The 23,838-nt window shown below is 55.9% G+C and carries 24 protein-coding genes; 13 read left to right on the forward strand and 11 right to left on the reverse strand.

The window, feature by feature from the left end:
- The 3 genes from RAL90_RS01830 to RAL90_RS01840 form a co-directional block, all read right to left on the reverse strand.
- Positions 1-696 (reverse strand): DUF1013 domain-containing protein, encoded by a 696-nt coding sequence (locus tag RAL90_RS01830; RefSeq protein WP_306252829.1) that lies wholly within the window; start codon positions 694-696, stop codon positions 1-3.
- A 358-nt stretch (positions 697-1,054) separates the two neighbouring features.
- Positions 1,055-1,723 (reverse strand): DUF599 domain-containing protein, encoded by a 669-nt coding sequence (locus tag RAL90_RS01835; protein WP_306252830.1) that lies wholly within the window; start codon positions 1,721-1,723, stop codon positions 1,055-1,057.
- A gap of 9 nt (positions 1,724-1,732) precedes the next feature.
- Positions 1,733-2,725, reverse strand: coding sequence for an NAD(P)H-quinone oxidoreductase (locus RAL90_RS01840; protein ID WP_306252831.1), 993 nt, complete (start codon positions 2,723-2,725; stop codon positions 1,733-1,735).
- A 44-nt stretch (positions 2,726-2,769) separates the two neighbouring features.
- On the opposite strand from RAL90_RS01840, the gene RAL90_RS01845 reads away from it, so the two are divergent.
- Positions 2,770-3,018 carry a DUF1192 domain-containing protein gene (locus tag RAL90_RS01845; protein ID WP_306252832.1) on the forward strand — a complete coding sequence of 83 codons (249 nt, stop codon included), beginning with the start codon at positions 2,770-2,772 and terminating at the stop codon, positions 3,016-3,018.
- 23 nt (positions 3,019-3,041) lie between these two features.
- Here the strand turns inward: RAL90_RS01845 and RAL90_RS01850 are convergent, their stop codons facing one another.
- Positions 3,042-3,803, reverse strand: a complete 762-nt coding sequence (locus RAL90_RS01850) for a DUF429 domain-containing protein (RefSeq protein WP_306252833.1) — start codon at positions 3,801-3,803, stop codon at positions 3,042-3,044.
- 174 nt (positions 3,804-3,977) lie between these two features.
- Here RAL90_RS01850 and RAL90_RS01855 point away from each other — a divergent pair, with 174 nt between their 5' ends.
- Positions 3,978-4,508 carry a DUF1465 family protein gene (locus RAL90_RS01855; protein WP_306252834.1) on the forward strand — a complete coding sequence of 177 codons (531 nt, stop codon included), beginning with the start codon at positions 3,978-3,980 and terminating at the stop codon, positions 4,506-4,508.
- A gap of 81 nt (positions 4,509-4,589) precedes the next feature.
- Here RAL90_RS01855 and rpmE read toward each other — a convergent pair whose 3' ends face one another.
- A complete protein-coding gene (gene rpmE, locus RAL90_RS01860; protein ID WP_306252835.1) occupies positions 4,590-4,808 on the reverse strand; it encodes a 50S ribosomal protein L31 in 219 nt (72 codons plus the stop codon).
- A 208-nt stretch (positions 4,809-5,016) separates the two neighbouring features.
- Between rpmE and RAL90_RS01865 the strand changes: the two genes are divergently transcribed.
- From RAL90_RS01865 to RAL90_RS01880, 4 genes are all read left to right on the forward strand, one after another.
- The gene (locus RAL90_RS01865; protein ID WP_306252836.1) at positions 5,017-6,066 is read left to right on the forward strand and encodes a strictosidine synthase family protein; all 1,050 of its coding nucleotides are present in this window, start codon (positions 5,017-5,019) and stop codon (positions 6,064-6,066) included.
- Between the two features lie 22 nt (positions 6,067-6,088).
- Positions 6,089-7,483: a threonine synthase gene (gene thrC / locus RAL90_RS01870; protein WP_306252837.1), complete on the forward strand. Its 1,395-nt coding sequence runs from the start codon at positions 6,089-6,091 to the stop codon at positions 7,481-7,483.
- A gap of 20 nt (positions 7,484-7,503) precedes the next feature.
- The gene (locus RAL90_RS01875; RefSeq protein WP_306252838.1) at positions 7,504-8,130 is read left to right on the forward strand and encodes a GNAT family N-acetyltransferase; all 627 of its coding nucleotides are present in this window, start codon (positions 7,504-7,506) and stop codon (positions 8,128-8,130) included.
- 149 nt (positions 8,131-8,279) lie between these two features.
- Entirely contained in the window at positions 8,280-10,490 is a 2,211-nt protein-coding gene (locus tag RAL90_RS01880; RefSeq protein ID WP_306252839.1) for an EAL domain-containing protein, read from the forward strand.
- Positions 10,491-10,517: 27 nt separating this feature from the next.
- Here RAL90_RS01880 and RAL90_RS01885 read toward each other — a convergent pair whose 3' ends face one another.
- Entirely contained in the window at positions 10,518-11,138 is a 621-nt protein-coding gene (locus RAL90_RS01885; protein WP_306252840.1) for a YqgE/AlgH family protein, read from the reverse strand.
- A gap of 87 nt (positions 11,139-11,225) precedes the next feature.
- Between RAL90_RS01885 and RAL90_RS01890 the strand changes: the two genes are divergently transcribed.
- Positions 11,226-11,708, forward strand: a complete 483-nt coding sequence (locus RAL90_RS01890) for a peroxiredoxin (RefSeq protein WP_306252841.1) — start codon at positions 11,226-11,228, stop codon at positions 11,706-11,708.
- A gap of 39 nt (positions 11,709-11,747) precedes the next feature.
- The gene (locus RAL90_RS01895) at positions 11,748-12,494 is read left to right on the forward strand and encodes a DUF4197 domain-containing protein (RefSeq protein ID WP_306252842.1); all 747 of its coding nucleotides are present in this window, start codon (positions 11,748-11,750) and stop codon (positions 12,492-12,494) included.
- 68 nt (positions 12,495-12,562) lie between these two features.
- Here RAL90_RS01895 and rnhA read toward each other — a convergent pair whose 3' ends face one another.
- The 3 genes from rnhA to ispH are packed head-to-tail and all read right to left on the reverse strand — an operon-like array spanning position 12,563 to position 14,922.
- Positions 12,563-13,000: a ribonuclease HI gene (rnhA, locus tag RAL90_RS01900; protein ID WP_372340396.1), complete on the reverse strand. Its 438-nt coding sequence runs from the start codon at positions 12,998-13,000 to the stop codon at positions 12,563-12,565.
- Positions 12,990-13,955: a homoserine kinase gene (locus RAL90_RS01905; RefSeq protein ID WP_306252844.1), complete on the reverse strand. Its 966-nt coding sequence runs from the start codon at positions 13,953-13,955 to the stop codon at positions 12,990-12,992. Before RAL90_RS01905 ends, rnhA begins: the two co-directional genes overlap by 11 nt.
- 10 nt (positions 13,956-13,965) lie before the next feature.
- A complete protein-coding gene (ispH, locus tag RAL90_RS01910; RefSeq protein WP_372340493.1) occupies positions 13,966-14,922 on the reverse strand; it encodes a 4-hydroxy-3-methylbut-2-enyl diphosphate reductase in 957 nt (318 codons plus the stop codon).
- Between the two features lie 140 nt (positions 14,923-15,062).
- Between ispH and RAL90_RS01915 the strand changes: the two genes are divergently transcribed.
- From RAL90_RS01915 to RAL90_RS01935, 5 genes are all read left to right on the forward strand, one after another.
- Positions 15,063-15,629, forward strand: coding sequence for a hypothetical protein (locus RAL90_RS01915; protein ID WP_306252846.1), 567 nt, complete (start codon positions 15,063-15,065; stop codon positions 15,627-15,629).
- A gap of 21 nt (positions 15,630-15,650) precedes the next feature.
- Positions 15,651-17,414, forward strand: a complete 1,764-nt coding sequence (gene argS / locus RAL90_RS01920; protein ID WP_306252847.1) for an arginine--tRNA ligase — start codon at positions 15,651-15,653, stop codon at positions 17,412-17,414.
- A gap of 270 nt (positions 17,415-17,684) precedes the next feature.
- The gene (locus RAL90_RS01925) at positions 17,685-20,915 is read left to right on the forward strand and encodes a TonB-dependent receptor (RefSeq protein ID WP_306252848.1); all 3,231 of its coding nucleotides are present in this window, start codon (positions 17,685-17,687) and stop codon (positions 20,913-20,915) included.
- Between the two features lie 179 nt (positions 20,916-21,094).
- Complete coding sequence (locus RAL90_RS01930) at positions 21,095-22,054, forward strand: DUF4908 domain-containing protein (RefSeq protein WP_306252849.1); 960 nt, start codon at positions 21,095-21,097, stop codon at positions 22,052-22,054.
- A 97-nt stretch (positions 22,055-22,151) separates the two neighbouring features.
- The gene (locus RAL90_RS01935; RefSeq protein WP_306252850.1) at positions 22,152-22,598 is read left to right on the forward strand and encodes a hypothetical protein; all 447 of its coding nucleotides are present in this window, start codon (positions 22,152-22,154) and stop codon (positions 22,596-22,598) included.
- Here the strand turns inward: RAL90_RS01935 and RAL90_RS01940 are convergent.
- A complete protein-coding gene (locus tag RAL90_RS01940) occupies positions 22,595-22,990 on the reverse strand; it encodes a cupin domain-containing protein (RefSeq protein WP_306252851.1) in 396 nt (131 codons plus the stop codon). The two genes, RAL90_RS01935 and RAL90_RS01940, sit on opposite strands and share 4 nt — an antisense overlap.
- A gap of 2 nt (positions 22,991-22,992) precedes the next feature.
- Positions 22,993-23,781 carry a hydroxyacylglutathione hydrolase gene (gloB, locus tag RAL90_RS01945; RefSeq protein WP_306252852.1) on the reverse strand — a complete coding sequence of 263 codons (789 nt, stop codon included), beginning with the start codon at positions 23,779-23,781 and terminating at the stop codon, positions 22,993-22,995.
- Positions 23,782-23,838: the final 57 nt, after the last annotated feature.

The raw sequence follows: 23,838 nt of genomic DNA on the forward strand, positions 1-23,838 counted from the left end.
TCAGCTGTCAGATTTCTCACTGTCCATGTCAGTGAAATTCGAGAACACCTTGCTCATATCAACATCTTCCGGTGCTTTTTGCCCTTCCGGTTCCGCAGGCGCGGTGGTCTCGGCAGCCGGGCGCAATCTTGGTCCTTCGCTGGTTTCATCCGTTACCGGCTCAGGCGGCAGCTTGGATGCTGCTTTCTTTACGACCATGTCCAGTTCCATTTGTTTGCACAGACCAAGTGCGACCGGGTCACGTGGCTCCAGATTGGAGGAATTCCAGTGGCTGCGGTCACGGATAGACTGGATCGTGGTTTTCGTGGTGCCCAGCAGTTTGGAAATCTGCGCGTCGCTGACTTCCGGATGATTGCGCACCATCCAGGCAATCGCGTCCGGGCGGTTCTGGCGCTTGGAAACAGGCGTATATTTAGGCTTCTTCTTGCTTGCCTTGGTGACGACTACTGTTTTCGGGCGCAGCAGCTTCAACCGGTATTTCGGGTCCGCTTCCCCTTTTTCAATTTCTTCCCGCGTCAGCTGGTTTTGTGACACCGGATCAATCCCGCGCACGCTGCCGGCCACATCACCATCAGCAATGCCTTTTACTTCAAGTGGATGCAGGACACAGAAATCCGCGATCTGGTCAAAGGTCAGGGCTGTATTGTCAATCAGCCAGACTGCCGTCGCTTTCGGCATCAAAGGGGCGTCAGACATCATAATTCTCCTTGGGCTTGGGCTGAGTGCCTCACAGGGTCAGCCTGAAAAAATAGCTCATGCACCAGACCGGAATTTCCTTCCGGTCCTGCTTACCACCATGAATATCGGGGAAAGCTGTCATGCGACAAGCTTCATATAAGCAGGTTGGGGGAGTATGCCAACCGCTATTTATCACCGGATTACGCACGGCCTGGCCTATGCCTTTTCAATGAATAAAGGCCCTGAAAATCTATGGGCCCCCTCTGGTGGTGTCGTATGATGCGTGTCGCATTTGAGTGAAAGACAAGGTGGGACGCGGAACATGATCACGTCAGGCAGGCTACTCAGGTCAAGCAAGTATGGCGACGGGCAGGCGTCAATCGACGGCGTGATGGGCCGGGGAGAAGAACTGCCGGGTCACCATGATTGTGTAAACGGCCAGGGTGCTGAAAACAAAAAAGATATCGCCGAAAAACCAGCCGAGATAGCCGATAGCGATAAAGAAGGCGCGCTGCCCCCGATTGAATTCCCGCCCGGCCTCCACGCACATGGCGGTTGCCTTTTCAACACAGGACTCGACCTCTGCTTCCCGGTCTTCTTCCTTGGGCATGGGAACCATCCCCACCAGGATCGACGCATAATTGAACAGGCGGTAGGCCCAGCCGAATTTCAGAAAGGCATAGGCGTAAAGCAGCATCAGGCCGATGGCTTTGATCTGGAAGGCAGTGGGATCAGAGGTGCGCACAAGGGCTGGCAGGCTCTGGGCAATTCCCAGAAAGCTGTCTGTGTTGTTCAACAGGGTGAAGGCCGCGCCGATGGCCAGCAACGATGTGGATGCAAAGAAGGCCGTGCCGCTTTGCAGGCCACTGATGATATTCGTGTCAATCATCCGCAATTCACGCCGGGCCATGGTCTGCATCCATTTGCGGCGTTCTTCTTCCATGTGCCAGGAAAGGGCATGAGTGCGCCAGCGGCTGCGCTCCACAAGCCAGCTATGGACGACCCACAGGATCAGGAACAGGCCCGGCGCAAGATATTCCGTCATGGCTATGAATCAGCTTTCCGTTGTCAGAACAATTTTGCCAATATGGCTCGAGGCTTCCATCAGCGCATGTGCCTGGTTGGCCTGCGCCAGCGGGAAGGTGCTGTCAATCACGGGCTTGATCTTGCCAGCGTTCAGCAATGGCCAAACCTTGTCCTTCAAGACGCTGGCGATACGTGCTTTTTCATCCGGATCCCGCGCCCGCAAGGTGGAACCGGTGACGGTCAATCGCCCGCGCATGATCTGCATGATATTGATTTGTGCCGTCAGACCACCAAGAAAAGCGATCGAGACGTGACGCCCACCGGTCTTCAGGCAGTTGAGGTTCTTTGCCACATAGTCACCGCCCACCATATCAAGCACAACATCAACGCCGCCGGCCTCTGTGATCAGTTTCTCCCAGTCATCGCTTTTGTAGTTGAAAGCAGCAGCAACCCCCATGTCTTTCAGGGTCTGGCATTTGTCATCAGACCCGGCAGTGGTGACCACCTCGGCCCCGAAGGCATGGGCCAGTTCGATGGCCGTGGTGCCAATACCGCTGGTCCCGCCATGCACCAGAAGCCGCTCGCCCGGATTCAGACGGCCGTCTTCGAAAACATTGGTCCAGACCGTGAAAAAAGTTTCCGGCAAGGCTGCCGCCTCGATCATCGACAGGGCGTCCGGCACTGGCAGGCAGAGTCCTGCATCAGCAACCGCATAGTCAGCATAGCCGCCGCCGGCCATGAGGGCACAAACCTTCCTGCCAAGCCAGCTTTCTTCAACGCCCGCGCCGAGCGCCACGACCTCACCGGCAACTTCAAGACCCGGCAGGTCACTCGCGCCTGCTGGCGGTGGATAAAGTCCCATACGCTGCAAAATATCTGGCCGGTTGACACCGGCCGCTGCCACCCGGATCAGCACTGCGCCGTCGCCCGGCTGCGGCACAGGGCGCTGCACACTCTGCAGCACTTCCGGGCCACCCGGTGCGCTGATTTCAACGGCAGTCATGTGCGTCACGTCAGTCATGGGCAGGGCCTTTTCATCTGGAGGGCAGCTTCAGGAGCGCCTATATGTATGAGTGTGAGAACGACAGTGGAGAGGAGATAGCGCTTATGGAGGATGTTTTGAAGGCCTCTGTGGCTGATCCGCGCGGCGAACGCCTGATTGATGAACTGACGGCGCAGGATCTGTCCGCCCTGTCAGTCAGTGATCTGGGCGAGCGCATTGAACGACTGCGCGGTGAAATCGCGCGTTGCGAAGCAGCGCTGGATAAAAGGCAAGGAGCAACAGCTGCCGCCGAGGCCCTGTTCAAGAGCTGACACATCTGGTGCCCCGAAACGGATCAGCCCCAGATTTCCATTTTCAGGCCGCGTTGGTCCGTCAGGTTTTCGGTCAGATGCAAAACCGGCTGGTCGAGGCAGATAGAACTGGCCGTAAGCGCCAGCGCACAGGCATCGTAATAATCATCAAGTTTGGCGGCCTGTCGTCGATGTTCTGCAGCAAGCTGTTGCCAGGTGCGGTTAAGATTCATCAGGCCATTCGCTTCCAGCAGGCGGGCGCGCTGCTGTTGCCCGGCCAGTTTTCTCTTGGGGGCGACAACGGGGCTGCCATCATTGAGGCGCAGAAAAGCGACTTCCGGGTGCGCTTCGCGAACGACTTCCTGCAGGTCCGGCGTCAGGCAGGCATCGAGTTCGCGGATTTTGGGCAGGATATTCCAGGCCTGCTTTGAAAGGCCGCCGCCAGCGTCTTTGCCTTGCGCCTTGCCCCAGGCATTTGCTGCCTCATAGGTGGCAAATTCCAGCATGGGCCGTCGCGGGGCGGGGAAGACGCTGGCGGCGCGGCCCTTGCCGAGTTTCCTGCGGGCAAGCGTATCGCAGCCACGTCTGCCGTGATCTGCAAGCCCGATGGGCATATCAATAAGGACAAGCTCAGCCTGTCCCCATTCAGAACGCAGGAGGTCGTTAAAGTTACTGAAAATGGTCTGCTCAACGCTTTGCGGGACACCCCGATGCGGGAAAAGCCTCACCGCCAGCCACCCTTTGGGGCATCCATCTACCCCAAGCACAAATGCGGCGTTCTTTTTTCGCGTTCCGGTTGCTGGCATGGCCATTGCTCTATGTGTTTCAACGGTGTGTGACAATGCTGCACTTTTCGGAAGAAGGATCAGTGACAGGGCTGGATACGCAACAGACGCAACGGAATACACAAATAAACTGCCGGATTGCATCACAGGCGATTACAGGCGAAGATATAATTCGAATTTGAGGAGTGCAGGCTGGTGACGCCACACGAAAAACCATCAGAAGAAACAGTTGTCGAAAGCGCACAGGTCCGGGGATTTGTGCAATCAAAACTGTTCAACAACATATTCGCCGAAGGCATGGAGCTGGTTGAAGAGACCGCCACCTATCTGGACGGCGAGGGGCGCGAAGCTGCCAAGGACTTGTCCCGCTCACAGGCTTTGGCATATGCAGCAGTGTCGATGCGACTGACCACACGCCTCATGCAGATTGCCTCCTGGCTTTTGGTGCTACGCGCCGTGCGCGAAAATGAAATGAGCTATGCCGAGGCTGCTGAAGATAAATATCGCCTTGGCAAACCGGACACCGCGCGCCGCGCAGAAGCTGAGGATGAAGAGGCCAGCCTGCCGCAGCGCCTGCATGAATTGCGCGACGAAACACGTCTGCTCTATCAGCGCATTTCGCGCATTGATGCGGACATCTTCGCGACAGCACAGGCCCCGGTCTCCAGCGGCGATGCAGCTGGTCAGCTACGCAGCCTGCAGGCCGCTTTTTCCAATGGCCTGTAATCAGACAGTTGTTTAATAATATGACAGCAAAAAGCCCGCATCGCTGCGGGCTTTTTCATGAACATAAAAGAGAGCCTGAGACTACAGGCCGAAATTGCCAAACTTGTTTTTGAACGCAGATACACGACCTTTTTCAGAAACACGCTGCGGACCACCAGTCCAGGCAGGGTGGGATGTGGGGTCGATATCAAGCTGCAATGTTGCACCAGGCTCGCCATATGTAGAGCGTGTCTGGAATGTTGTGCCGTCTGTCATCACCACATTGATCATGTGGTATTCAGGGTGAATGTCTTTTTTCATGGTCCGCGCTCCGTCAAGGACATGGCGTTAAAATCAGAACGCGCCTGATAAAACGCGACTTATCGCATTGCAAGCAAATTCTTGCATGTGGTTAGGGCCGTGGAAACTCTGCCCTAAATTTTTGTCATATTGGGCACTTTCGCGCAGCTTTGCTTGCGCCCGTTGGGGCGTTGCGCTTTGGTTGGCTCAAAATAAAGATGTTTTGCATATGCGTTTGTTTGTCGTGTCCTGTGTTCTGGTTCTCCTTCTCGCGATCATCGGGCTGGGCGGGGCATACGTTGCCATGCGTCATCTCAATGTCTTTCAAGAATATGAGACAGCCTATGCGGGCAGTTGCATCCCCGTGGTCGGCGTGCCGGGTGTCGAAGACATGGCGGCGGATGTGAGCCTGAAACGAGCCTGGCTGTCTTCAATGGATCGCCGTGACATTTCAGGCCAGGTCAGAGGGGCGATTATAGCATTTGACCCTGAAAACCCGCTGGACACAGCGTCCTGGCGCGACAGGACAGGCGGTGTCCCCGCCGTTTTTGAGCCACTGGGTATCGATCTTTACAAGGATGAAGAGGTGCACAGGCTGTTCGTGGTCAATGCTGCCAGGCCATCGGTTCTCATCTATGATGTCGGGCCGGATGGTCGCCTCGACCTGGCGCAGACACTGACAGACACCAGATTGACCTCACCAAACAGTGTTGTTGCTGTTGGCCCGTCTGAATTCTATGTCACCAACTCAAGCCAGGGCGCAGGCCGTGGTTTGCTTTCGGATCTGGGCTTTCTCATCGGCACGGCAAGCGGCTCGGTTCTCTATTTTGACGGCAGCTCCTGGAGTAACGCCGCTGATGAACTGAAGCGGGCAAACGGGATCGAGATTTCTGCTGACGGGGCAAAGCTGTATGTGGCGGAAACGTCAGCCAAGTCTGTTGCCATATTTGATCGCGACATCCGGTCCGGCGTAATCGTACCTGCCGGTGCGCTCTCGCTTGAAGGCTTTCCCGACAATATCAACCGCCTTGAAGATGGCACACTTCTCGTTGGGACCATTCCAAAACCATGGTCGTTTTCAAAACACACAAGCAGCGCAGATGCGCTGTCACCCTCGCGCATAGTGAAGATAGAAATGCCATATGAGGCGGAGGGTATGCCTGAAGCACTTTTTCAGGATGATGGTGAAGGCCTGTCCGGCGCCACATCTGCTGTCCGGCTGGGACAAAAACTGCTGATTGGCGCTTACGCCGAAAACAAATTCCTTCTATGTAACTGACCTCGAAAGTCAGGAAGATCACATGCGCTATCTGTCAACGCGCGGCCACGACACTGGCCGCAGCTTTACCGAGGTTTTGCTCAAAGGCCTTGCCGATGACGGGGGCCTGTTTCTGCCTGAAACATGGCCGTCCCTTTCGCGCGAACAGATAGACAGTTTCACGGGCCGTCCCTATGCGGAGGTTGCGCAGGCAGTTGTTGCCCCGTTCATCGGTGACGAAATCCCTGCTGATATTCTGCGCGAAATGTGCAAGGCGGCCTATCGCCGTTTTGCGCATCCGGCGACAGCGCCGCTCACGCAGGTTGGGCCGACAGACTGGCTGCTGGAACTTTCCCACGGACCAACACTGGCCTTCAAGGATTTTGCCATGTTACTGCTTGGCCAGCTCTTCGAGCATGTGCTGGGCGAGAAAAACGAGCGCCTGACGATTGTCGGCGCTACGTCAGGTGATACGGGGGCTGCAGCGATTGAAGCCCTGCGCGGTCTTGCCAATGTCAATGTATTCATTCTGCATCCCGAAGGCCGCGTCTCTGAAACACAGCGCCGCATGATGACCTGCGTTCATGAGGCCAACATTCACAACATTGCCGTGCAGGGAACATTTGATGACTGTCAGGCACTGGTAAAGGAAATGTTCGCGGACGAAACCTTTCGCGCAGAGATAGGCATGGGGGCGATCAACTCGATCAACTGGGCCCGCATCATGGCACAGGCGGTGTATTACTTTACCTCAGCGACCAGTCTTGGCGGGCCTGCCAGAGCGTTCTCCTATGTGGTGCCGACAGGTAATTTCGGGGATATTTTCGCCGGCTATGTGGCGAAAAGGATGGGCCTGCCGATGGACGTGCTCTGTGTCGCAACAAATGCCAATGATATCTTGGTGCGCACGCTGGACGCCGGGACCTATCTGCCGCAGGAAACTGTCAGGACGGTTTCGCCGTCAATGGATATTCAGGTGTCCAGCAACTTTGAGCGACTGATCAGCGAAGCGCTCGGCAGAGATAGCGGCGCTGTCGCGCATCTCATGCGGGACCTCAAGCAGACGGGCGCATTCACCCTGTCTGACAATATACTTGCCTCAATACGCGAAGAATTTGCAGCCTATGCTGCCAGTGAACCTGAATGTGAAAGCATGATGGGCAGGGTATGTGACCTGACAGGTAGATTGATTGATCCGCATACAGCTGTTGGGCTTGTGGCCGCTGAAAAGGCAAGGGCAAGCGGCAGAATAAGCGGTCCGGCCGTCACCCTGTCTACTGCGCACCCGGCAAAATTCCCGGATGCTGTTGAGGCGGCAACAGGCAAGCGGCCAGAATTGCCAGCCGGTCTTCAGGACCTGTTTGAGCGTGAGGAGCGGTTCAGCGTTTTGCCGAATGACCTTGCCATCATGAAACAGCATATCCTGTCTGCATCCTGAAGAACCGGGCAGAACAAATCATGGCACTCTGGGACTATCCGCTGAATGATCCGCGCAATCCTGTGCTCTGTCAGGAAGAGGTATATCTGCGCTATCCCAGAGCAGAAGACTATGACGCATGGGCTGATCTGCGTGGCAAGAGCCAGAGCCATCTGCAACCATTTGAGCCGCGCTGGCTTGAGCAAGAGCTGACAAGACCGGTTTTCCGAAAGAAGTTGCGGTTATATGCCCATGACATCCGGGCAGGCACCGCGCGCCCTTATTTCATCTTCAGGACCCGGGATGATGCTCTTGTTGGCGGCTGCACCCTGTCTAACATTCGCTATCGCGCTGCTATGACAGCGACACTTGGGTATTGGGTTGGCGCAGAGCATACCAGATGTGGTTATGCTTTTGCGGCGGTGTGCGCCGTTGTTACCCATGCTTTTGAACTACTTGGTCTCACGCGCGTTGAGGCAGCCTGTCTGGTGCATAATCAGCCATCAGCCAATCTGCTCACCAAAGCCGGGTTCCGGCAGGAAGGGCTTGCCCGGCAATACCTGCAAATCGACGGGAAAAGGCAGGATCATCTGCTCTTTGCCCTTTTGCCTGGTGACTTTGAGGCCGCCCTGCAAACGCTTGCAAAAGTGCCACAAGAACACTTCTGACGCGAAAACTGGAGCCAATTTTGCATCCATGAGCGCGGAGACCATTTTTCCCTTGCACCCATGAGCCCTGACGGCGACAATTATCCGTCGGGTTCCGGTCTTTGCAAGGGGACAGTTAAGACCTGTCAGGGTGATGGGGTGAGGTTAAAGTGGACAGTATTTTGGCAATAGCACAACTTGGTGAGTTTTTTGAGCAGGCGCGCGCGCAGGCAATTTCCTATCCGCGTGAGATCATGTTGAGCGAAGGTATTATTCTCGCCATCCTTGGGGGCAGCCTGTTCCTGTTTCTGGTAATCGCCCTTTTTCGACGCAGCGGCACAGCCGCGACAGCCGCAGGATTGTGCGGGATGACAGCGATGATGGAAGCGCTGGCCTTCGGGCGCGTGGACTTTCTGCCAGAAGGCAGCGCTGTTGTGCTGCAGGGACTTTTCGTCACCACGGTGCTTTTGTTTCTGACCGCTAGTGTCAGGGCTGCGCGTAATAATGCACTTCTGGGAGCATTGATGCTGCTGGCCATGCTTGGGGCCGTGGGGCTTGGCGTTGCCGGTTTTGTTGGCGCGCTGGACGCGGACGGACCGATGCGTCTTGTGATTGCTGCGACAGCTTTCTTTGCCACAATCATGGTGCTGCATCAGGGCTTCGGGTCTGATAAACGCGCGATGCTTGTTGCGCCGGGAGTGATGCTGGCCAGTGCCTCTATTCTTGCCATTATCATTGGCGGTAATATGGGCGTTACCAACTGGATTGGCGCGATTACACCTCATGTGATGCTGACCGGGGGGGTCATTCTCGCCGGGTTGATGGCGCTGGTGCCGGTCAAGGCGGATGCTGCCGCGCCGATTGCCGTAGGCGGCATGTCACGCAATGAACCAGCTGTTGCCTTTCGCGAAGATGACCGCGCGCTGCCTGCCGGGCTGACGGATGTGGAAGACACGCCACTGGTTGCGCCAGAGCGGCGTGCCCCAAGCGTCAAGCCTTCCCGCCGAGAGCCCGTGCTGGCGACAGATGATGCGGACAGTGTGGAAACGGCCCCGATGCCGCCACAGCCGTCGCGAGAAGAAGTTAAAGACTCCGAAACCGCCGGAAAGATAGCCCAGGGCGAATCTCCGATCTCGGCGCTTTGGGGGAAACGCCCTGGCGAAAAACGGGCGGCTCCTGTGGCGGTTGCCTCTGGGCTGGCTGCAGCTGGTGCTGTTGCGGCAGCGGCAGCAAACAATCCCGCCTGGCAGTGGACGGCTGAAGAAGGTGTTCAGGCCTCAGACGAGGTGATTTCGATGTTCGGCGTCAATAGCGCCGAAGACCTCTCGCCTGAAACCATGCGTGGACTGATCGCCCATAGTGACCTCGATCAGTATGATGAGGCGATCCTTGGTGGCGGTGACCCCCAGGCCGGTGCTTTTGACCTGACGGTTGGGTTGCATAACGGGGCGCCGGTGCGCCTGACCGGTAACCGGGAACTGGATGCAGATGGCTTCATCTCCCGCATTTATGCGCAGGTAGAAGCTGCCGGTGCTGCGCCCCGCACAATGCCCGATGACATGAAGCAGGTGGCAGCACAGCGCGAAGCTGGCGCGCGCAAGTCCGACATGGATCGGTTGCGCGCCGCATTGACGAATGCCGAAATCCGCACATATTTTCAGCCTATCATCCGGGTCAGTGATGAAGAAATTATCGGCTTTGAAGCGCTGGCGCGCTGGCAGCAGCCGGGTCATCCAGACGGTATGTCTGCGGATCAGTTTATTCATGCAGCAGTTGAGGCTGGCATCGAGGCGGACATCATCCGGGTGGTGGCCCGCGAAGCCGCCGCAGAACTGGCATCATGGCTGCAGGCACAGCCGGGGCTTGGCCAGTTTGTGTCATTCAATGTCACGGCAGACAGCCTCCTGAGCGATGAACTTGTTGAAATCGTTCAGGCTGAAATCAGGCAGCACCGATTGCCAAAAGGATCTCTTGTGGTGGAACTGACGGAAAGTCACGTTCTGAAAGATCAGGACAAGGCCCTCAGTGTAGCAACGGCCTTGCGCAAGGCAGGGGCCAGACTGGCACTTGATGATCTTGGCTCCGGCCATTCCCAGATCAGCCGTCTGGGCAAATTCCCGTTTGATATGATCAAGACGGACCGCTCTTTGATCACGTCTTTGCCAAATAATCCGCAGGCAGAAAAATTGCTCGCCGGCATCATGGATATGGCGCGTCGTGCCGGGGCGCAGGTTGTGGTGGAAGGCATTGAGAATCAGGCAACGGCCCGTCTCCTGCACGACCTTGGCTGCGACTTTGCGCAAGGCTTCTATTATGGTGCCCCGGAAGCAGCAGGCGAGCCGGACCAGACCTCGCAGGCGATTGTCGGGGACCTGCGCTGATAGCTGATCCGGCAGTCAGTACACCACTTAATTCAATGGCGCATCGGGATGGCGCGTGTCTGACCATTCTGCCGAGAACATGGATTTGCTGACGCCCATGCCTGCCAGCGCGTGTTCCCAGGTTTTGTCCGGCCGGGCGTTGAAAACCAGATCGCGCGTGGCAGGAATGTTCAGCCAGGCATTTTGCGCCAGTTCGCCTTCCAGTTGGCCCGGTGCCCAGCCAGCATGGCCCATGCATAAGAGCGCGGGCGAGTTGGCATCCTGGCCGATGCGCCCCTCATTCAGGTCTTCCAGCATCTGTCGTGTGGCTGTGAGCCCGATCTCATCTGTCACGTGAACCGTTTCGTCACTCTGGTGCGAGAGGTCGTGCAGGATCAGCCCGCGCTTTGTCTCAACGGGCCCGCCAAAATGCAGTTTTCTGTCTGTCGCCAGTGTGTCTGCTTCCATATCCAGCTGTGCCAGAAGGGTGGCGAAACTCATATCCGTGATTTGCTTGTTCACGATCAGCCCCATGGCGTGGCTCTCATCGTGAGAGCAGATAAGGACAACGGATTGCTCGAAGCATCCTTCTTTCAGGTTCGGCATCGCCAGGAGCAACTGGCCCGTAAGGGATTCCGGCATCGGGGTGCGTGTGTTCAATTCTATCATGTAACCCAAGCTAGGCACTGCCGTGACTGGACGCAAGGAGCGCAAACGCCTAACACCTATCTGAGAGAATTCTGGAAGGAGAGAATCATGACGATTGCCAAAGGTGACAAGCTACCGGACGTGAAAGTAATGCTGGGCACGCCGGAAGGCCCCCAGGAAGCGCAGACGGGGGAACTGTTCGCGGGCAAGAAGACCGCTTTTTTTGCCGTGCCGGGGGCGTTCACGCCGACCTGTTCGGCAAAGCACCTGCCGGGTTTCGTGGAACAGGCTGAAGCGCTGGCGCAGAAGGGCGTTGACCAGATTGTTTGTATGTCAGTCAATGACGCCTTTGTCATGGATGCCTGGGCGAAAGACCAGGGTGCGCAAGGCAAGGTCGTGATGGTCGCTGACGGCAATGGTGCGTTCACCAAGGCCCTGGGCCTCGAACTGGATGCGTCCGGCTTCGGCATGGGCGGTCGTTCTCAGCGTTTCTCCATGATTGTGGATGATGGCAGTGTCGCCGAGCTGAATATCGAGCAGGGCGGCGCTTATGAAGTTTCTTCTGCCGATTACATGCTGGGGCAGCTTTAGGCTGCTCCTGAAATACCGCATACCAATAAGGAGGATACCATGACTTCATTGATGACAAGACGTACGCTGATGGCTTCTGCACTGGGGCTCGGTGTCACGGCCTGTACCACAGCGGACCAGGAAGCACTCCTTGGTATCCTCGCGGAGACAACCGGCGGCACCAGTGGCGTCGGGTTGACACAGGCGGAGGCTGCGGCGGGCATTCGCGCTGCACTGAATAATGGCATCGGCAGCGCCATCTCCACTGTTGGCCGCAATGGCGGGTATCTCAATGACGGTATTATCCGCATACCGCTGCCGGGATTCCTTGGTGAGACACAGACAACGCTTGCGCGTTTTGGTCTTTCCGGCGCGCTGGACAACCTGCAGGTGCAACTGAACCGGGGGGCAGAAGCTGCCGCGCCAGTGGCGCGTGATATTTTTGTGCAGGCTGTATCGAGCCTGTCCATTCAGGATGCGATCGGCATTGTGCGTGGCCCGTCCAACGCCGCCACGCAGTACCTTCAGCGGACGACCACGCCGCGATTGACTTCCCTTTTCCGGCCGATAATGGTGAATGCCCTGCAACAGGCCGGGGCCATCCAGACATATGACAATCTCGTTGCCAGTATGCGGAATATCCCCCTGGCCCCACAATATGGCGCTGATGCCAAGGACCAGTTGATTGACCATGGTGTCAGCAAGGGCCTTGACGGCGTTTTCTATTATATCGGCCAGGAAGAAGCGGCGATCCGCCGTGATCCGGTCAAGCGCACATCAGAGATTTTACGCCGCGTCTTTGGCTGAGTCGCAAAGCTTATATTTTCAAGGATGACGCGGGAATCGTCTCCCAAACTGAAGAGGGGTGTCGCGGTCTAGCGCACCGCTTCCATGCCCTGATTGGCGAGGGCGTCGGCGCGTTCATTGCCTTTGTTACCGGCATGGCCTTTGACCCATTTCCAGGTCACCTGACGGGTGCTGACCAGTTCGTCGAGGACGAGCCAGAGGTCTTTATTCTTGACCGGCTTCTTCTGACTGTTTTTCCAGTCTCTGGCTTTCCAGCCTTTGATCCACTCGGTGATGCCTTTCATCACATACGTGGAATCCGTGTGCAGGGTGACAGCTTCACCGGCTGGCAGTTGCTCAAGGGCCTTGATGGCAGCCATCATTTCCATACGGTTATTGGTGGTCTCCGCCGCGCCGCCGCACAGTTCTTCTTCTGCGTTGGCGCGTTGTATCAACACGCCCCAGCCACCGGGACCGGGATTGCCGGAACAGGCACCATCCGTATAAATATGAATATTACTCATCAATCAAATTCCAGAAATCATTTTGCTGGTGAAAGCGCAGTTTGTCGCGATATTCAAGCGGGTCTTTCACGCTCACCAGAGCTATGGGGTCCTGGTTGATCCAGTCATAAAGCCGGGTCAGCACAAAGCGTAAGGCGCTGCCGCGCAAAAATACAGGCAGGGCCTTTTTTTCAGCAGCGTCAAGTGGCCGGTGTTCCTGATAGGCCATGAGGAGCGCCCGCGCATGATCCACCTGAAAGACATGCGTCTCATCAAAGCACCAGGCATTGAGTGTGACTGCCAGATCGAAAGCGTAAAAATCCGTACAGGCAAAATAGAAATCTATGACGCCGCTGATCCGGTTATCCCGAAACAGCACATTGTCCGGAAACAGGTCCGTATGAACAACCGCGCGCGGCAGTGCGTCCGGCCCGGGCCAGTGCTGTTGCAGGAAGGCAAGTTCATCGCGGATGAAGGTGTTGAGATCATCAGCGCATCTGTTCGCCTCTGCCTTGCAATCCTGTGCCAGCCTCTGCCAGCCAGGCAGGGAAAATGCATTGTCGCGTGTCTGGTCAAAATCTGCCGTTGCCTGATGCAGGCGGGCCAGCATGGTGCCACAGGCGGCGCACGCGGCCTTCTCGGGCGCGGTTTTTGAGGTGCCATCCAGAAAGGCAATCAGCGCTGCCGGCCTGCCATTCAGCTGGCCCAGCGTCTGCCCGGCGCTGTTGCTGACGGGCGCAGCAGCGGGCAATCCGGCTTCAACTACATGGTTCATCAGTGCCATGAAGAATGGCAAATCCTGCTTGGGCACCCGTTTTTCGAACAGGGTCAGGATATAGCGATCACGATCCGTCTGCAGAAAGTAATTTGTGTTCTCAACACCTTCCGCAATGCCTTTGAAGCTGATGGCGTGCCCGACATCATAGCTCTCCAGAAAGTTAGCAAGATCGGCGTCAGAGACGGGCGTGTAGACAGCCATCAGTCAATGCTCAGGCAGTAAGGAGGCGCGGAATTTTGAAGGTCACGTCTTCCTTCGCGGTCTCTATGGTTTCAACCGTCACATTATAGCGTGCTTTAAGAGCCTCCACGACTTCCTGCACCAGATGTTCCGGTGCGGAGGCCCCGGCCGTCACGCCCACGGTGTCCGGTTTCACTGATTCAAGTTTGTCCCAGTCTACATGTGCAGCTTCGGCGGCAAGAACGGCAAAACGACATCCATGGCGCTCCCCGACTTCTACCAGGCGCTTTGAGTTGGAGGAGGTTTCGGCACCGATCACGATCAGCGCCTGCGCGCGCGGGGCAATCGCCTTGACCGCTTCCTGGCGGTTGGTCGTGGCGTAGCAGATGTCTTCCTTATGCGGCATCGAGATATTCGGGAAGCGCCGTTGCAGTATGCCAACAATCGCCGCGGTGTCGTCTACGGACAGGGTAGTCTGGGTCACATAGGCGAGTTTGTCCGGGTCCTGCGGCTCAAATTTTTCCGCATCTTCCTCGGTTTCGATCAGCTTGATTTCCCCGTCCGGCAACTGTCCCATCGTGCCGACGACTTCCGGGTGGCCGGCATGGCCGATCAGCAGGATTTCAAGACCCTGAGTGCTGTGGCGCTCGGTTTCAACATGCACCTTGGAGACGAGCGGGCAGGTGGCATCCACAAAGATCATGTTGCGCTGCTCGGCTTCAGCCGGAACGGATTTCGGCACGCCATGGGCGGAGAAGATGACCGGGCGATCGTCAGGTGCTTCCTCCAGTTCATCAATAAAGACAGCGCCCATATCCCGCAGGCGGCCGACCACATGGTCATTATGGACAATTTCGTGGCGCACAAAGACTGGCGCGCCAAATTTCTCCAATGCCCGCTCGACGATTTCAATCGCGCGGTCAACCCCGGCACAAAAGCCACGCGGGGCGGTCAGCAATACGGTCAGGTCTCTTTTCACAGGGTTCATCTCTTCCATGGACACACTTTCATGATATCTCGCCGCACCGGGCCATTGCGCACATTTCCATAAGTGGCTACCAGTGCCACATTGTAAAGACCCGGCCATCATGGCAAGCTGAAGGCCGTTTAGCAGTATTGGACAGATAAATGAAACGCATTGCCGCAGTTTTCCTCGCATTTGCCGCCACCGCCTGTGCCTCCCAGGAAGCGCAGGAGCGTTATCGTGCTTCCCAGGAGCGCAACCCGGCCCCGTGCCCCAATGTTGTGGTGCTGCAGGATGCCGGACGTTTCATTGAATTTGCCGGAGAGCCTGCGCTGGAGACCATAGCTTGGTCCGGTGAAGTGAAGGATGTGACGACGGCCTGCCGCTATTTTGCCGATGAGCCGATTGAAGCAGCGCTGGACGTTGAACTGTCGATCGGGCGCGGCCCCATGGCTGATGGCGATGTCAGGGACGTGACGTATTTTGTCGCCGTCACGCGCACCAATCGCGACCTGATTGCCAAGCAGGAATTTACTGTGCCAGTGAAATTCCGCCGCGGGCAGGATGTGGTGACCATCACTGAGAGCATCAATGACATTCTGATTCCGCGCGCCAACGAGACCATCTCCGGGATCAATTTTGAAATTATTGTCGGGCTGGCCGTGACGCGCGATCAGGTGATTTTCAACCGCTCTGGTGAAAGCCTGAAATTTCCCGGCCTTGACGGCTAACTCTGAAGGCTGACATTTCCCGTGACTGTTTCCCTGATTGATCGCCTTTCGGGCCTTGTGGGCAATGCTTTTGCTGAAGCAGGGCTGGATGCTGGTTTTGGCAAGGTGCAGGTTTCTGACCGGCCAGATCTGGCCCAGTTTCAGTGCAATGGTGCGCTGGCCGCCGCCAAGCAGGCAAAACAGAACCCGCGTGCACTGGGCGAACAGGTCGCTGCCATTCTGGAAAAGCGTGACGAACTGGCAGACGTGTCGCTGGCCGGGCCCGGCTTTATCAACCTCACACTGACAGATGCCTATCTCGCCGGGATTGCCGATGAGATAGCTGGTGATGACAGAACCGGTGCCTGGGTGTCGCCAGCACCAAAGACACTGGTGATGGATTATGGCGGCCCTAATGTGGCCAAGCCGCTTCATGTGGGACATTTGCGCTCCGCGATTATTGGCGAAAGCCTGAAAAGGCTGATGCGTCTTGCTGGCGATGATGTCACGGGCGACATTCATCTGGGCGACTGGGGCAAGCAGATGGGCCAGCTGCTGATGCAGGTGAAGCGGGAAATGCCGGACCTGCCCTATTTCGACGAGTCCTTTGACGGGCCGTATCCGGCACAAAGCCCGGTTACACTGGAAGACCTTGCGCGGATTTATCCGGTCGCTTCTGCCGTCTGCAAGGCGGACAAGGAACGCAACGATGAAGCGCGCCGGGCAACCTCTGATCTGCAGGCAGGGCGGCCCGGCTATCGCGCGCTGTGGCAGCATTTTGTGCGTGTTTCGCAAGAAGGGCTGCGCCGGGAATATGCTGATCTTGGTGTCACCTTCGATTTGTGGAAGGGGGAGGCTGATGCCCACCCTTTCATTGCGCCGCTGATCGAGCAACTGGAAGCGCAGGACATTCTTGAAGAGTCAGAAGGCGCACGGGTCATCCGTGTCGCGCGTGAAGATGACAAGAAAGAGATCCCGCCGCTGATCATGATCAGTCAGGATGGCTCTGTGCTATATGGCTCGACGGACCTTGCCACGATCATGGACCGGAAGCAGAGCCTCGATCCGGATCTGATCCTGTATGTGGTGGATGCCCGCCAGTCCCAGCATTTCGAGCAGGTTTTCCGGGCCTCGGACAAAATGGGTCTCTTTCCGGAGGAAAGACTTGAGCATCTCGGGTTCGGCACCATCAACGGGCCGGATAACAAGCCCTACAAGACCCGTGAGGGGGACGCGCTGCCCTTGCGCGTGCTGCTCGACCAGATGAAAGCCGGCGCCATTGACCGGGTGACCGCAAGCCTCTCCGGCAAGGGGTACTCATCTGAAGAGTTGGCGGATATTTCGGCAAAGGTCGGCATGGCCGCGCTGAAATTTGCTGATCTCTCCAACCCGCGCACAACGAACTATATCTTTGATTTGGATAAGTTTTTATCTTTTGAGGGTAAAACCGGCCCCTATCTCTTATATGCGACGGTACGGATCAAATCGGTGCTGGAAAAGGCCGGCAGCGTCATCGACGATGCGCCAGTCATGATCGTGGAAGCAGCCGAGCGTGATCTGGTATTGGCGCTCGCCGGCTTTACCCCGGCGATGCAGGCAGCCTGCGACAAGCGGATGCCGCATATTCTGTGCGATCATGCCTACACGCTGGCCCAGGCTTTCTCGAAATTCTATGCCAATTGCCGCATCAATGATGAAGCCGATGATGGCTTGCGCCAGTCCCGGCTGAAACTGGCCGCGACAACCGGACGACAGCTCGAACTGGTTTTGGCGACCCTTGGCATCGATGTGCCGGAGCGGATGTAGTTTCAGCTTTCACAGGCTCATCTCAAACTTGTCAGATCGTAATGTTGTTGTGCAACTTGTGACACTTCTGTTGCATGTTTTTTGAGCGCTCCGTGCGCTTCATAAATGTGTCGCAAAATAAAATATGTAATTGATTCATGAGTCTATCCGAATGCAGATGACTTACATGAAATCTTTGAAAATATGTCACGTCTCTGTCGCAAACCAGTCCTAAGCGAACCAGTGGGCAAATGGTTGCCGACAACCTTTTAATCTTTGGGGATTATCGACATGAAATTAACGAAGGCACTCGCAGCCGGCGCGGCTGCAATAGCGCTGACGGCTGCATTGGGCGGCACTGCAATGGCGCAAACAACAACATCTTCCGTTCGTGGCGTCGTAACAGATGATAGTGGCGCGCCTCTGGCAAACTCCACGGTAACAATTACTGACACGCGTACTGGCGTCAGCCGTACCGTCACAACCAATTCAAATGGCCAGTTTTCAAGTCGTAACCTCCCGGTTGGTGGTCCGTACACAGTGTCTGCCAATAATAGCAGTTTTCAGGGTGAGCGTATTGAAGGTCTTTTCCTGACAGTTGGCGAAGCAGCCAGCCTGACTTTCGATCTTGAAGGCGCTGCAGGCGACGAAATTATCGTTGTCGGCACACCAAGTGTTCTGGCTGATATCGCAACCGGCCCCGCAGCCGTTTTCACACAACAGGATATCATTGACCTGCCAACAACGAACCGTGACATCAAGGACATCATCCGCGTTGACCCACGTGTATTTATTGACGAAACCAACAATGACGGCATTGAGTGCGTTGGTTTTTCAAACCGCATCAACTCACTGACAGTTGATGGTGTTGTCCAGAACGACAATTTCGGCCTTAATTCAAATGGCTTCCCGACACAGCGCCTTCCGTTCCCGTTCGACATTGTAGAACAGATCTCCGTCGAGCTGGCACCGTTTGATGTTGAGTACGGCAACTTCTCTGGCTGTAACGTCAATATCGTCTCCAAGTCAGGTGGAAACGAGTTCTCCGGCAAGTTCTTTGTCGATTATACGAACGGCGATCTGCAGGGTGACTCAATCGAAGGTGATGATCTTGATATCGCAGATTTTGATGAATACAGTTATGGTGGGGTGCTGACGGGTCCAATCATTCAGGACAAACTGTTCTTCACACTCGGCTACGAAAAGTTTGAAGGCGAAGATGTTAACAACATTGACCCAGACGATCTGGCGGCGCTGTCCTCAGAACTCCAGCAGGCGGCCTCCATTGCACAGAGCGTTTATGGCTATGATGCTGGTGGACTGCCGGGCACGGCTTTTGACGTAGAAGACGAGCGTTTCTTCGGTAAACTTGACTGGTACATCAATGACCAAAACCGTCTGGAAGTTCAGTATCAGCGTACTGAAGGCAATAATGTAATCCCACAGAACACTGGTGGCGGTGATATTGCACTGACGTCCAACTACTACAATCGTACTGAAGAGCTGGATGTTTACACCGCACGCCTGTTCTCTGAATGGTCACCGGCTTTCTCAACTGAAGCGCGTATCTCCTACCAGGAGCGTGTAACCGGGCAGGACCCGATTGGTGGTACCGAATTTGCCCAGGTGGTGATTGACTCTGCCAGTGGTGATGAGATCACACTGGGGCCTGATGTTTTCCGTCATGCGAACGAACTTGAACAGGAGCAGCTGAATATCAAACTGAAAGGTGACTATCAGTGGAATGATCACCTGTTCACTGCTGGGTACGAATACGACAATATCGAAGTGTTCAACCTGTTCGTGGCCTTCTCACAAGGTGAAGCATCTTTTGACAGTCTGGCTGACTTCCAGAATCAGACACCGTCATCCATTTTCTACGCCAACTACTTCACGAATGACCCTGCTGATGGTGCGGCGCAGTTTGAAAACACGGTCCACACAGTTTACGCGCAGGATACCTATACAGGCATTCCTGACCTAACGCTGACTGCTGGTCTGCGGATTGACATGTATACCACTGACGATACGCCGACCCGTAACCCACGCGTACAACAGCGTTACGGCATCCCGAACGATCAGAACTTTGACGGTAAATCCATTATCCAGCCTCGTATTTCTTTTGACTGGCAGGTTGATGACCGCACAACGCTTTTCGGTGGCTTCGGTATTTTCTCTGGCGGCAACCCGTTTGTGCTGCTGTCCAACAGCTATTCAAATACCGGTTTCCTGGGCTCTACTTTCGAGACTGATCCTTCCATCATCAATGGCTTCAACGGTTTTGACATTCCTGCCCAGATGCAGGCAGATGTTACGGCCTCCGGCTCCATCGGCGATGGTTTCGTGAACTTCATTGATCCCAACTTTGAAATTCCTCAGGTGCGCCGTTGGGCTCTTGGTGGCACATATAATGCTGATTTCAGCGATTGGGGTATGGGTGATGACTGGCTGTTTGGTGTGGATTTCCTCTACTCCGAAACAGAAGATCCATTCCTGTTCCAGCAGGCCAACCTGCAGCTCGTAGGTCGAGCACCTGATGGTCGTCCTATTTATGCAGCTCAGGATCTCCTTGATCCTGATTGTCCGGAAGTACTTTCTCCAACGGGTACGTTCACTGGTAACTGTGACTCTCGCAGTGGTGGTTCGGGTGATGGTGACTTCTTCCTGACGAACTCAAATCAGACACCTGATGCGTTCACTTTCTCTACATACCTGAACAAGGACTGGGAGTTTGAAAAACTCGGTATCGATATGACACTGGGTTATGCCTACACGGATGCAGAGGAAGTTTCTCCGCTGACATCTTCACGGGCTATTTCAAATTTCGAAAACTTCTCGACGGCTGATTTCAATAACCCAACGCCAGCTACTTCCAACTCGGAAGTTGAGCAACGTTTCACAGCCCGTGTGACGTTCGACTGGGAATGGAAACCGGAATGGAATACACGTTTCACGTTCTTCGGTCAGTATAATGAAGGGCGTCCGTTCTCCTATACTTTCGATACCCCATTTGGGGATGGTGACCCAACATCGCCGGGCAACCTGTTTGGTGACTCAGATGCATCTGAAGATCGGTCACTGGTTTATGTGCCAACCGGCGTGAATGATCCGCTGATCAGCCCGCTCTCCGATGGCGCAGCTGTTCAGGAGTATCTGAACTTCATCGAAGCTTCCGGTCTCGGTGAATATCGTGGTGGTATCGCCCCGCGTAACGCCTTCCAAAGTGATTGGAACGGCAAGGTTGATCTGCGCATTCAGCAGAACATTCCGCTGCCGAAGAAATTTGGTGACGACAAGCTGAAGTTCATCGTTGATATTGATAACTTCACCAACTTGCTTAACGACGAGTGGGGCATTTATCGCCAGAACACATTTGAGTTCAATGTACCGATCGTTGATGCGACGATTGACCATGCCAATAATCAATATGTGATCTCTGATTTTACTGCTCCTCGTGCGCAGAGCCGTAATATCGGTATCTCAACCTGGGAAATCCAGTTTGGTGCGCGTTACGAGTTCTAGTCCAGTTCGCTTCACGTAGTGTTCCGAAGCGTATGAGTAGCGTAAGGGGGTGGCCGATTGGCCACCCTTTTTCGTTCTGCTGGTCATGAGACGGCAAGACACAGCTACGGTAGAATCCCGTCCCTAATTCTGACAAATTGCTGTAATAGTAATCTGCCGATGTTGAATGACAGGAAGTGATGGAAGACCGAACGAAATCTCAAGCGGATTTTGAGCGTGCCATGCGCACCATGCTGCTGTCGGCTTTCCTGTGCTTTTGTCTCTGGTGTGCATCGGGACCTGCATTCGGGTTGGCCTCTGGCTCGGCGCTGGCGCAGCAGGATGGTGACGGTTTTTCCGATGTCAGCAGCTTGCCGGATATTGATCCGTTTTCTGCCCTGTTGAACAGGCGTGGCCCCAGCGCGGTCCGGCTGTCGAGCCGTGAGCCGCAACTTTACGAAACGGCGCAGGGTGACACCCGTTTTACTCTGCAGGTCAGTGGCCAGACAGCCCTGTTACGGTTTCACTGTGATGAAAATGATGCCAGCCTTGAATGCTGGCTGCTGCAGGGACAGCCCCATGAGGAAATTCTCCTGCTGCGGGCAGGGCGCAGCCCGCGCGGCGATGTGACCTACAAGAACCGGCGCGGTGAGGCGGTCCTGCGCGTCACGGCAACAGGCGGGGCGACGCTCTACGATCCGGAAGAAACTGCTTTGACTGATCTGTCGGCCAGCTCCTTCGGGGCGGTTGTGGCAGGCGGTGCCGCTGTGCTGCCGGTCGTCAGCCGCACACAAGCCCTAGTGCCTCCAGCCATGTCTGTTGCCGATGTTGATGAGCGTATGCGTCAGGTGACGAGTTACCTTATTGAAAAATATGACTTTTTCATCTCGTTCATGTCCGTGGACAGTCCTCCTGCCAGCCAGTCGGTGCTGGGGGATGCTGTTCTGACGGCGGCCAAGGCCATTGATCTGGTGGCCTCTGATTCACTTGGTCAGCGCGCTGTCTCGCGTCGCTTGCAGGCTGTCGAGTTCCGGCCACGTGATGTAGCCGGTGTCGCGTATGCAGATGCCACGCTGATCGTTTACTACAGTGAGCGCAATGGCGTTGCCGGTAGACCCTCTTCAGCGGAAATCCGGCGGTATCTGGAGAGTGTGCTTTAACGATTTGGTGACGGCCTGTCGTGATTTTGCCGCAAACCGGTCTTTCACATGCCTGATTCATCTTGTATTCAACAAAGCTCTGGTAATCTGGTGTCCGATGAAAGCGTTTATTTGCACATTCTGCCTGTTTTTCGCGTCTGCTTTTGCGGCCGCGGGCGCTGAGCCTGTCGCGCTGGTACAGGATGACCGGCCACTTGAAGAGCAGCGCATCCGGCAGGCTGAAGAGCAGGCCTTGCGCGGTGAAGCCGCTTACACTTCCGGCCAATGCGGTGCTTCCATTAGTGCCAGGATTGACTGGCGTCGCTCCGGCAACTGGCCGAATGCGGGGCGTGGCCTGGCGCGCGCCTGTGATGGTGCGCTCAGTGCCGTTGAAGCGCTGTGCAACAGTGGTCAGGCCGATAAGGTGCGCAGCAAAATCAGATCATTCCAGTGCAGCGGGGATGGCTCCGGCCCCAGCCTTTCCGGCACGACATTGCGCTTTGGCGCAAGCCCGGGCAGCAATGGTTTTGGCCAGACACGGCGCTATCTTGAGGGCGCTCTTTAGCCCGGATACCAATCGTCTGGTGCCAGCTCCCAGCCCAGAAAGAACTCAGCTTTCTCTGTACTGACAATAATCAGGGACCAGTGGCCCAGTGTCTCCCAGGTGCGCCATACATGGCCGCCAATCGTGCCGGAAGAAGACGCGCCCGGCTTCAGCAGTCTGTTCTGTGCGCGAAGGCCATCTTCGCTGGTGGTAAGGGTGAGGGGCGCACCATCTATATGGGTTAGCAATATAGGGCCGCTGCTGCGGTGCCAGGCGGCATATTCACTGGCTTTCGCGAGATAGTGGAAGCGCGCAGGGCCGGGCTTGTCCGTCAGGATGGGGGCAAACCAGCCATCAAACGGATGCGGCTTGAGGTCAAACAGGGCGGCCGTATCGTCTGCGGTTTTCTCCATGCTCAGAAATTGTCCTTGCGCTGTCTGACCTCTGCAAAAACATCAACATCACTGGCGGCGGTCATGCCAAGTCCGGCCTTCAGCGCCGCATGGTCAGCGCGCAGGAACGGATTGGTCTCTTTTTCGATACCGACTTTTGTCGGGACGGTCGGTATACCGTCTCTCCGTAAGCGTATTATTTCTTCATGCCGGGTTTGCAGGGCAGTATTGTCAGGTTCCACGGTCACCGCGAACCGGGCATTGGCGGCAGTATATTCATGCGCGCAGAACACGGTCGTGTCGTCGGGCAGTGCCCGGAGTTTCAGCAATGAGTCCCACATCTGGGCAGGTGAGCCTTCAAACAGACGTCCGCAGCCCAGCGCGAACAGGGTATCACCCACAAAGGCAACCTGTTCGCCCGGCAGGTGAAAAACGATATGGCCGGTTGTATGCCCCGGCGTGGCGATCACCGATGCTGACACATCGCCCAGTCTGACTGTCTCACCGCCTTCGACAAGCCTGTCTGCCGCGGGAATACGTCCAGCCTCGGCGGCCGGGCCGATGACTTCGCAATTCCAGTGCTCTTTCAGGGCGGAGTTGCCGCCTGTATGGTCCGGGTGCCAGTGTGTGTTCCAGATGTGACTGATCTGCCAGCCCTCTGCCGCGGCGGCGGCGGAGATGGCCTGCGCATCGGGTGTGTCAATCGCGGCGCACTGGCCGCTGGCCCTGTCGCGCACGAGAAATCCGTAATTATCATTCAGGCAGGGAAACTGACAGACATCAACGGCTTTGAATTTGTGGACCTGGCGCATGATATGTCCTTTACCAATGCTTAAAACGCTAAGGCAATAAACTGCCTTAAAAAACCG

This window comes from Parvularcula sp. IMCC14364, assembly GCF_030758415.1.
Classification (GTDB): Bacteria; Pseudomonadota; Alphaproteobacteria; order Caulobacterales; family Parvularculaceae; genus Aquisalinus.

Bases quoted from the DNA above. Each gene is read 5' to 3' on its own strand.
- RAL90_RS01905 (WP_306252844.1), bottom strand. From the start codon at position 13,955: ATGGCTGTCTACACGCCCGTCTCTGACGCCGATCTTGCTAACTTTCTG.
- RAL90_RS01830 (WP_306252829.1), bottom strand. From the start codon at position 696: ATGTCTGACGCCCCTTTGATGCCGAAAGCGACGGCAGTCTGGCTGATT.
- RAL90_RS01840 (WP_306252831.1), bottom strand. From the start codon at position 2,725: ATGACTGACGTGACGCACATGACTGCCGTTGAAATCAGCGCACCGGGT.
- RAL90_RS01915 (WP_306252846.1), top strand. From the start codon at position 15,063: ATGAAACGCATTGCCGCAGTTTTCCTCGCATTTGCCGCCACCGCCTGT.
- RAL90_RS01935 (WP_306252850.1), top strand. From the start codon at position 22,152: ATGAAAGCGTTTATTTGCACATTCTGCCTGTTTTTCGCGTCTGCTTTT.
- RAL90_RS01850 (WP_306252833.1), bottom strand. From the start codon at position 3,803: ATGCCAGCAACCGGAACGCGAAAAAAGAACGCCGCATTTGTGCTTGGG.
- rpmE (WP_306252835.1), bottom strand. From the start codon at position 4,808: ATGAAAAAAGACATTCACCCTGAATACCACATGATCAATGTGGTGATG.
- RAL90_RS01835 (WP_306252830.1), bottom strand. From the start codon at position 1,723: ATGACGGAATATCTTGCGCCGGGCCTGTTCCTGATCCTGTGGGTCGTC.
- RAL90_RS01940 (WP_306252851.1), bottom strand. From the start codon at position 22,990: ATGGAGAAAACCGCAGACGATACGGCCGCCCTGTTTGACCTCAAGCCG.
- RAL90_RS01930 (WP_306252849.1), top strand. From the start codon at position 21,095: ATGGAAGACCGAACGAAATCTCAAGCGGATTTTGAGCGTGCCATGCGC.
- ispH (WP_372340493.1), bottom strand. From the start codon at position 14,922: ATGAACCCTGTGAAAAGAGACCTGACCGTATTGCTGACCGCCCCGCGT.
- RAL90_RS01865 (WP_306252836.1), top strand. From the start codon at position 5,017: ATGCGTTTGTTTGTCGTGTCCTGTGTTCTGGTTCTCCTTCTCGCGATC.
- RAL90_RS01925 (WP_306252848.1), top strand. From the start codon at position 17,685: ATGAAATTAACGAAGGCACTCGCAGCCGGCGCGGCTGCAATAGCGCTG.
- RAL90_RS01895 (WP_306252842.1), top strand. From the start codon at position 11,748: ATGACTTCATTGATGACAAGACGTACGCTGATGGCTTCTGCACTGGGG.
- gloB (WP_306252852.1), bottom strand. From the start codon at position 23,781: ATGCGCCAGGTCCACAAATTCAAAGCCGTTGATGTCTGTCAGTTTCCC.
- RAL90_RS01890 (WP_306252841.1), top strand. From the start codon at position 11,226: ATGACGATTGCCAAAGGTGACAAGCTACCGGACGTGAAAGTAATGCTG.
- RAL90_RS01875 (WP_306252838.1), top strand. From the start codon at position 7,504: ATGGCACTCTGGGACTATCCGCTGAATGATCCGCGCAATCCTGTGCTC.
- RAL90_RS01845 (WP_306252832.1), top strand. From the start codon at position 2,770: ATGTATGAGTGTGAGAACGACAGTGGAGAGGAGATAGCGCTTATGGAG.
- RAL90_RS01885 (WP_306252840.1), bottom strand. From the start codon at position 11,138: ATGATAGAATTGAACACACGCACCCCGATGCCGGAATCCCTTACGGGC.
- thrC (WP_306252837.1), top strand. From the start codon at position 6,089: ATGCGCTATCTGTCAACGCGCGGCCACGACACTGGCCGCAGCTTTACC.